The organism is Paracoccus sp. 22332, from assembly GCF_052045125.1.
GTDB classification, from domain to species: domain Bacteria; phylum Pseudomonadota; class Alphaproteobacteria; order Rhodobacterales; family Rhodobacteraceae; genus Paracoccus; species Paracoccus haematequi_A.
Genome location: NZ_JBQEOI010000032.1, coordinates 1 through 6,403, shown reverse-complemented (window position 1 = coordinate 6,403; position 6,403 = coordinate 1). Strand labels below are relative to the sequence as shown.

Here is a 6,403-nt window from a genome sequence, read left to right as displayed (position 1 = left end):
ACACCCTTCAGCAGTTCATCCAGAAGTTCCTTGGAGATCGTCATGCATGCTTCCTTTCGGTGAAGCATGGACCGGATCACTCATACACAGAAGATCGGACACTCTCTGTCAATCTTCAAACCGCCATGAACACGGACGTGCCCTGCTTTTCAGCAGTCTGGATGCGCTATGGAGGCGCTAGCCCAAATGCGACTTCGGTTGGCGTGAGAGTTTTGCCGTCCTGTAGCCGCGTCCCAGCAGGTTGTCCTTGAAGACCTCGGCGGGTGTCCGGCGCTTTTTCAGGCGAGCGATCAGCACCAACGGCATGCCCGACCGGGTCGTCATCGACAAGAGCGGCGCGAACTTGGCCAGCCTGCAAGCGTTGAACATGATCCTTAAATTTACCGCTGACGGGCGCACCATCGTGGTGCGACAGGTCAAATACCTGAACAATATTCTTGAACAGGATCACCGCTTCATCATGCGGATCACCGGCCCGATGATGGGCTTCAAGGCGTTCCATTCAGCCGCGGCCACCATCGCCGGGATCGAGACCGCCCACATGATCCGCAAGGGCCAGATACCCGCCAATGGCGCCACCGCCTTCCAGACCTTCGCGGCGCTCGCAGCTTAGCCATGTCTACCGGACGGCTCTGCTCATCCTGCTGGGAGGTTTGCGACAGAACCGACAAGCTTACTTGTCGATCACCACGTCAGACGTGGGCCGTGAGCAGCAGGCCAGGATGAAGCCCTGATCGATCTCGCGCTGTTTGATACCGCCCTGATGGCGCAGGTCCACCGTGCCGGAGATCAGCTTGACCCGGCAGGTACCGCAGACCCCCTTGCCGCAGGAACTCTGGATGCGGACGCCCATCGCCTTGGCCGCCTTGAGCAGCGTGGTGTCGCTTGTAACCAGACCCTCGATACCCGCCCGGGCGAAGGTCGCGTGAAAGGCCGGAGCGGCGGCATCGGCCGGGGCAGGGTCGTCCGCGGACAGGCGGTCGAAGCTTTCGGTCAGGAACTGCCCCGCCGGCAGGCCCAGTTCGGCGGTCAGCCTGCCCGCTAGATCCATGAATCCCGCCGGGCCGCAGCAATAGACCATGCGCGAGGCCAGATCGGGCACCAGCCCCTGAAGCAGCGGCGCGGAGAGCCGCCCTACCGGGCCAACCCAGCCGGCGCCGGGCTGGTGCCGGGTGACCACCGGGATGACGCGCAGGCCGGGCAGGGCGCGCGCCCAGGTCCGCATCTCATCGGCAAAGATCATCTCCTCGGGCGCGGAGGCGAAATGGATCAGCACCAGGTCCGCTGCAGATCCGTGATCCGCCAGGCTGCGCAGCATCGAAGCGGCGGGGGTGATGCCGCTGCCCGCCGTCAGCAGCAACACCGGGCCGCGCGGCGGCAGCCCGCAGCAGAAACTTCCGGCAGGGCCGGAGGCGCGGACCCGCATTCCCGGACTCATCTTGTCGAAGAGCCAGTTCGACACCAGCCCGCCCGGCACTTTCTTGACGGTGATCGAGACCAGCCCCGCGGTCAGCGCCGAGGACGAGATGGAATAGCTGCGAGCATGATCCTCGCCGCCCAGCGGGAAGACGAAGTTCATGAACTGTCCCGGCTCGAACGTAAGGGCGCCGGGGGGCAGGCGGAAGACATAGGTCTTGACGGTGGGGGTCTCCTGCCGCGCGGCGATGCAGTCCAGTTCGAAGGTCTCGATCTCGAAGGGGGGCGGCAGGTCGTTCATTCCCCGAACCCGTGCTTGCGCAGGCGTTCGACATACCAGGCGATGTTGCGGTCCACCGCCGTCTCGCAGAATTGCGACAGGGGGCCGGGCTGATAGGCGACCGAGGACACGCCCTGCTGGGCGATGGTGACCAGATCGGCATCCTGCTGGTTGGTGGCGATCCACACCTCGGTCAGGCGGTCGAGGTCATAATCCTCCCCCTCGCGCGCATCCTTGTTGACCAGCCAGACGGTGCGCAGTTCGGTCTGGTCGGGGGCCAGGGGGATGATCCAGCTGATCACCGCATGATCGGCAAAGAAATGCGACCACGAGTTATGGGTATGCAGGTGCATGTCGCCAAAGCGCGGATCGGTCAGGCCGCCCAGCAGCTTGCGACAGGCGGCCTTGCCGTCCAGCGTGTGCGATTCCCCCGCTCCGGCGATGACGAAGCGTTCGGTGCGCATCATCGTCTCGTGCCCCTCGTAGAATTCGACGGCGCGCGAGGCGAAGCCCTGCGCCTCCCATTCCGCGACCTGGGCGGCGGCGATCCGGCAATGCTCGGCATATTCGGCCTTTTCCTCATCCCCCAGCTCATCGGGGTCGAAGCCGATGTCGAGACCGACGAAGGTGTTGATCAGTTCGGGATGCGAGCCTTCGCAGTGATAACATTCACGGTTGTTGTCGACGCTCAGCTTCCAGTTCCCCGGCTCGACGATGGTCTTGGCATGGGCGACCCTGGCCTCGTCCAGACGGAAGGGTTGCAGCCGGGCGCCCAGGATATCCGCGATCTCCTCGATATCGGCCGGGGCCTCGTCGGCGATGCAGATGAAGATGATGCCGCTGATCACCTTCAGGTTGACGGGTTTCAGTCCGTGGCAGGACCGGTCCAGGCCCTTGCCCATATGGGCGGCATGGACCAGTTCGCCCGTCAGGTCATAGGACCATTGGTGATAGGGGCAGACCAGGCGGCCGACCGAGGTCTGCTCCTCGCTGACGATGCGCGCGCCGCGGTGGCGGCAAACGTTGTGGAAGGCGCGCACCTGCATGTCGTCGTCGCGCAGCAGCAGGATAGAATTGCGGCCGATATCCACCTTTCGCACGTCGCCCGGCTCGGGGATCTCGGCCGTCACGCCCACCATGATCCAGTGGCGGTGAAAGAACACGTCCAGATCGGTCTCGAACAGTTCGGGCGCGGTATAGAAGGCGGCGGGCAGGGTATGGCCGCGCTGATAGCTGGCGACCAGATCGGACAGGGGCGCGGTGATATGGAGGGTCATGGCTCTATCCTGGCAATAAAGGACCGGCTTGGAGGAGTATTGGACAGTGATGCCCAGAGCGGTCCATGCTGGCAACTGGACTAATTTTCCACCGTCCCATATCCTCAGGTTATGTCAAAATTCCGCCATCAGATCGGCCCGTTGGCCCCGATCTTCGCCTTCGAGGCTGCCGCGCGCCACGGCAGCTTCACCGCCGCCGCCGAGGAACTTGGCGTCAGCCAGGCCGCCGTCAGCAAGCAGATCGCCGCGCTGGAGGAATGGCTGGGCGTGGCGCTGTTCCTGCGCCGCCACCGCCATGTAGAGCCGACGCCGGCCGGGCGGCGGCTGGCGGTCAGCGCCCATGACGCGCTGTCCTCGATCGCCGGGACCATGGCCGAGATCCGCAAGGTCCAGCCGCAGCCGTTGATCCTGACGCTGTCCTCTGCGCTGTCGCGGTTCTGGCTGATGGAGCGGATGCCCGATTTCCGCCGCAGCCATCCGGGGATCAGCCTGCGGATCGCCGCGCAGGACGATCTGGATGGTCGGCATGTCCAGGGCTCGGACCTGCTGATCCGCTATCTGACTGTCGCGCCGGATCCGCAGGCGATCCGCCTGTTCGGCGCGCAGGTCCGGGCCATGGCCTCGCCGGATTTCCTGGCGCGTCATCCCGTCCGGCGGCCCGAGGACATGGCCGCCGCGCCGCTGATCCATTACGACACGCCGGACCGGGACTGGATCAGCTGGGAGGACTGGCGGCGGATCGTCCTGCCGCAGGGCGCGCTGCCGCCGCCCACGCTCTCGGTCAGCCGCTATCACGACGCCATCATCGCCGCCCAGCAGGGCGAGGGGGTGGTGCTGGTCTGGCAGGTCGAGGATGGGCGCGACCGTCCGGTCGAAGGGCTGGCGCCGATCCCCGCCCCCGCGATTCCCGCGCCGGGCGCCTTCTACCTGATCCCGATGACCCCCCAGCGGCACGAGACCGCCGTCGCCGTGCACTGGTTCAGGGACCAGGCCGGGACCGATGGCAGGCGACCGGAATAGGCCGGTCGGGCCGGGGCGTCACCCCATCCGTTCGCTGGCATAGCTTCCGGGCGAGGGCGGGAAGACCACGGTCTTTTCGCCGTTCAGGAACACCCGGTGGTGGATATGCGCGTGGATCGCGCGGGCCAGCACCTGCGCCTCGACATCGCGGCCCAAGGACACATAGTCGCCCGGCGACTGCGCATGGGTCACGCGCACCGTGTCCTGCTCGATGATGGGGCCTTCGTCCAGGTCGGCGGTCACGTAATGGCTGGTCGCGCCGATCAGCTTCACGCCGCGCTCATAGGCCTGCTTGTAGGGGTTGGCGCCCTTGAAGCTGGGCAGGAAGGAATGGTGGATGTTGATGATCCGCCCGGACATGGCCTGGCACATCTGGTCCGACAGCACCTGCATATAGCGCGCCAGCACGATCAGCTCGGCCCCGGTGTCGCGGACGATGCGCATCTGTTCGGCTTCGGCCTGGGCCTTGTTCTCCTTGGTGACCTTGATGCAGTAGTAAGGCAGGTCATGGTTCACCACGACCTTCTGGTAATCCATGTGGTTGGAAATCACCGCCACGATGTCGATCGGCAGCGCGCCGATCCGCCAGCGGTACAGCAGGTCGTTCAGGCAATGACCGAAGCGCGACACCATGATGATGACCTTCATCTTGCGCGATTCGTCGTGGAAGGCGTGGACCATGTCGAAGCGTTCGGCGGTCTCGGCAAAGTCGCGGCGCAGATCCTCGATCTCCACGCCATCCTCGGACCGGAAGCTGGTCCGCATGAAGAAGCGACCGTTCTCCATGTCGTCGAACTGGCTGGAATCGGTGATGTTGCAGCCCTTTTCGGCCAGATAGCCCGAGATGGCGGCAACGATGCCCCGCGTGGAGGGACAGGCGACGGTCAGGCAGTATTGGGTCACGAGGGTTTCCTCTCTCGATTCTGCTGGCGAAGATTGGTCATGGAGGCGCGGATCAGGCGGTCAGTCCCTCCGGCTCGGGCAGACCGTTCGCGCGGCAACAGGCGGTCAGCGTATTGGCCAGAAGGCAGGCGATGGTCATCGGACCCACGCCGCCCGGCACCGGGGTGATGGCCCCCGCGACCTGCACGGCGCTGTCGAAATCCACGTCGCCGACCAGCCGGGCGCGGCCGTCTTCCTCGATCCGGTTGATGCCCACGTCGATAACCGTGGCGCCGGGCTTGATCCAGTCGCCCCGGATCATCCGGGGCCTGCCCACGGCGGCGACCAGGATGTCGGCGCCGCGGCAGACCTCGGCCAGATCCCTGGTGCGGGAATGGGCGATGGTTACGGTGCAGCTTTCCTTCACCAGCAGTTGCGCCATCGGCTTGCCGACGATGTTGGACCGGCCGACGACCACCGCATCCAGCCCGGCAAGATCGCCCAGCCGATCCTTCAGCATCAGAAGGCAGCCCAGGGGCGTGCAGGGCACCATGGCCCTTTGCCCGGTGGCCAGACGCCCGACATTAAGGATATGGAACCCGTCCACGTCCTTGGCCGGGTCGATGGCATTGATGACGGCCTCGGGGTCCAGATGGCCGGGCAGGGGCAGTTGCACCAGGATGCCATGCACGGCCGGATCGGCGTTCAGTCGGGCGATCAGACCCATCAACTCGGCCTGCGGCGTGTCGGCGGGCAGCTTGTGTTCAAAGCTGTTCATGCCGACCTCGACCGTCTGCCTGCCCTTGTTGCGGACATAGACCTGGCTGGCCGGATCCTCGCCGACCAGGACCACCGCCAGTCCGGGGGTGACGCCTTGTCTGGTCGTCAGGTGGGCGACCCGTGCGCGGATGTCCGCCGCGAAGGCCTTGCCGTCGATCAGCGATGCCGTCTTCATGTCCATCCTGTTGTCCCCCTTACAGCTTCGCTGTGATTTCCGGCACCACGGTAAAGAGGTCTCCCACCAGTCCGTAGTCTGCGATCTGGAAGATGGGGGCTTCCTCGTCCTTGTTGATGGCGACGATGACCTTGCTGTCCTTCATGCCCGCCAGGTGCTGGATGGCGCCCGAGATGCCGACCGCCACATACAGTTCGGGCGCCACCACCTTGCCGGTCTGGCCGACCTGCCAGTCGTTCGGAGCATAGCCCGAATCGACCGCCGCGCGCGAGGCGCCCACCGCCGCGCCCAGCTTGTCGGCCAGGGCCTCGATGATCGCGAACTGCTCTTTCGAGCCGACGCCGCGGCCGCCCGAGACCACCCGGCCCGCCGAGGTCAGCTCCGGCCGGTCCGACGCCGCCACCTCGTCATTCAGCCAGCCCGACAGCGCCGGGTCCTCCGCCAGGGCCGCATCCGCGACCGGCGCGGAGCCGCCCGCGCCCGCCGCCTCGAAGCTGGCGGTGCGGATCGTCAGCACCTTCTTCGCGTCCTTCGACCGCACCGTCTGGATGGCGTTGCCGGCATAGACCGGGC

The 6,403-nt window shown here is 65.7% G+C and carries 6 protein-coding genes and 1 pseudogene; 2 read left to right on the top strand and 5 right to left on the bottom strand.

The features are described from left to right. Positions 1-268 precede the first annotated feature (268 nt). A pseudogene (locus tag ACTJI6_RS18935) lies at positions 269-613 on the top strand (DDE-type integrase/transposase/recombinase); the annotation flags it as partial. Positions 614-673: 60 nt separating this feature from the next. On the opposite strand, the gene ACTJI6_RS18930 reads toward ACTJI6_RS18935, so the two are convergent. Then, positions 674-1,717 (bottom strand): 2Fe-2S iron-sulfur cluster-binding protein, encoded by a 1,044-nt coding sequence (locus tag ACTJI6_RS18930; protein ID WP_440800621.1) that lies wholly within the window; start codon positions 1,715-1,717, stop codon positions 674-676. Further along, positions 1,714-2,973, bottom strand: coding sequence for an aromatic ring-hydroxylating oxygenase subunit alpha (locus ACTJI6_RS18925; RefSeq protein ID WP_440800624.1), 1,260 nt, complete (start codon positions 2,971-2,973; stop codon positions 1,714-1,716). Before ACTJI6_RS18925 ends, ACTJI6_RS18930 begins: the two co-directional genes overlap by 4 nt. A gap of 141 nt (positions 2,974-3,114) precedes the next feature. Between ACTJI6_RS18925 and ACTJI6_RS18920 the strand changes: the two genes are divergently transcribed. Next, positions 3,115-3,993, top strand: coding sequence for a LysR family transcriptional regulator (locus ACTJI6_RS18920; protein WP_440800626.1), 879 nt, complete (start codon positions 3,115-3,117; stop codon positions 3,991-3,993). Between the two features lie 18 nt (positions 3,994-4,011). On the opposite strand, the gene purU is transcribed toward ACTJI6_RS18920, so the two are convergent. The 3 genes from purU to ACTJI6_RS18905 form a co-directional block, all read right to left on the bottom strand. Then, positions 4,012-4,896 carry a formyltetrahydrofolate deformylase gene (gene purU, locus ACTJI6_RS18915; RefSeq protein WP_440802890.1) on the bottom strand — a complete coding sequence of 295 codons (885 nt, stop codon included), beginning with the start codon at positions 4,894-4,896 and terminating at the stop codon, positions 4,012-4,014. A 52-nt stretch (positions 4,897-4,948) separates the two neighbouring features. Beyond that, the gene (folD, locus tag ACTJI6_RS18910) at positions 4,949-5,836 is read right to left on the bottom strand and encodes a bifunctional methylenetetrahydrofolate dehydrogenase/methenyltetrahydrofolate cyclohydrolase FolD (RefSeq protein WP_440802887.1); all 888 of its coding nucleotides are present in this window, start codon (positions 5,834-5,836) and stop codon (positions 4,949-4,951) included. A 13-nt stretch (positions 5,837-5,849) separates the two neighbouring features. Further along, positions 5,850-6,403: electron transfer flavoprotein subunit alpha/FixB family protein (locus tag ACTJI6_RS18905; protein WP_440802885.1), on the bottom strand; the 554-nt coding region annotated here is incomplete at its 5' end.

Excerpts from the sequence above, each read along its gene's own strand:
- ACTJI6_RS18930 (WP_440800621.1), bottom strand. The coding sequence starts at position 1,717 with ATGAACGACCTGCCGCCCCCCTTCGAGATCGAGACCTTCGAACTGGAC.
- ACTJI6_RS18925 (WP_440800624.1), bottom strand. The coding sequence starts at position 2,973 with ATGACCCTCCATATCACCGCGCCCCTGTCCGATCTGGTCGCCAGCTAT.
- folD (WP_440802887.1), bottom strand. The coding sequence starts at position 5,836 with ATGGACATGAAGACGGCATCGCTGATCGACGGCAAGGCCTTCGCGGCG.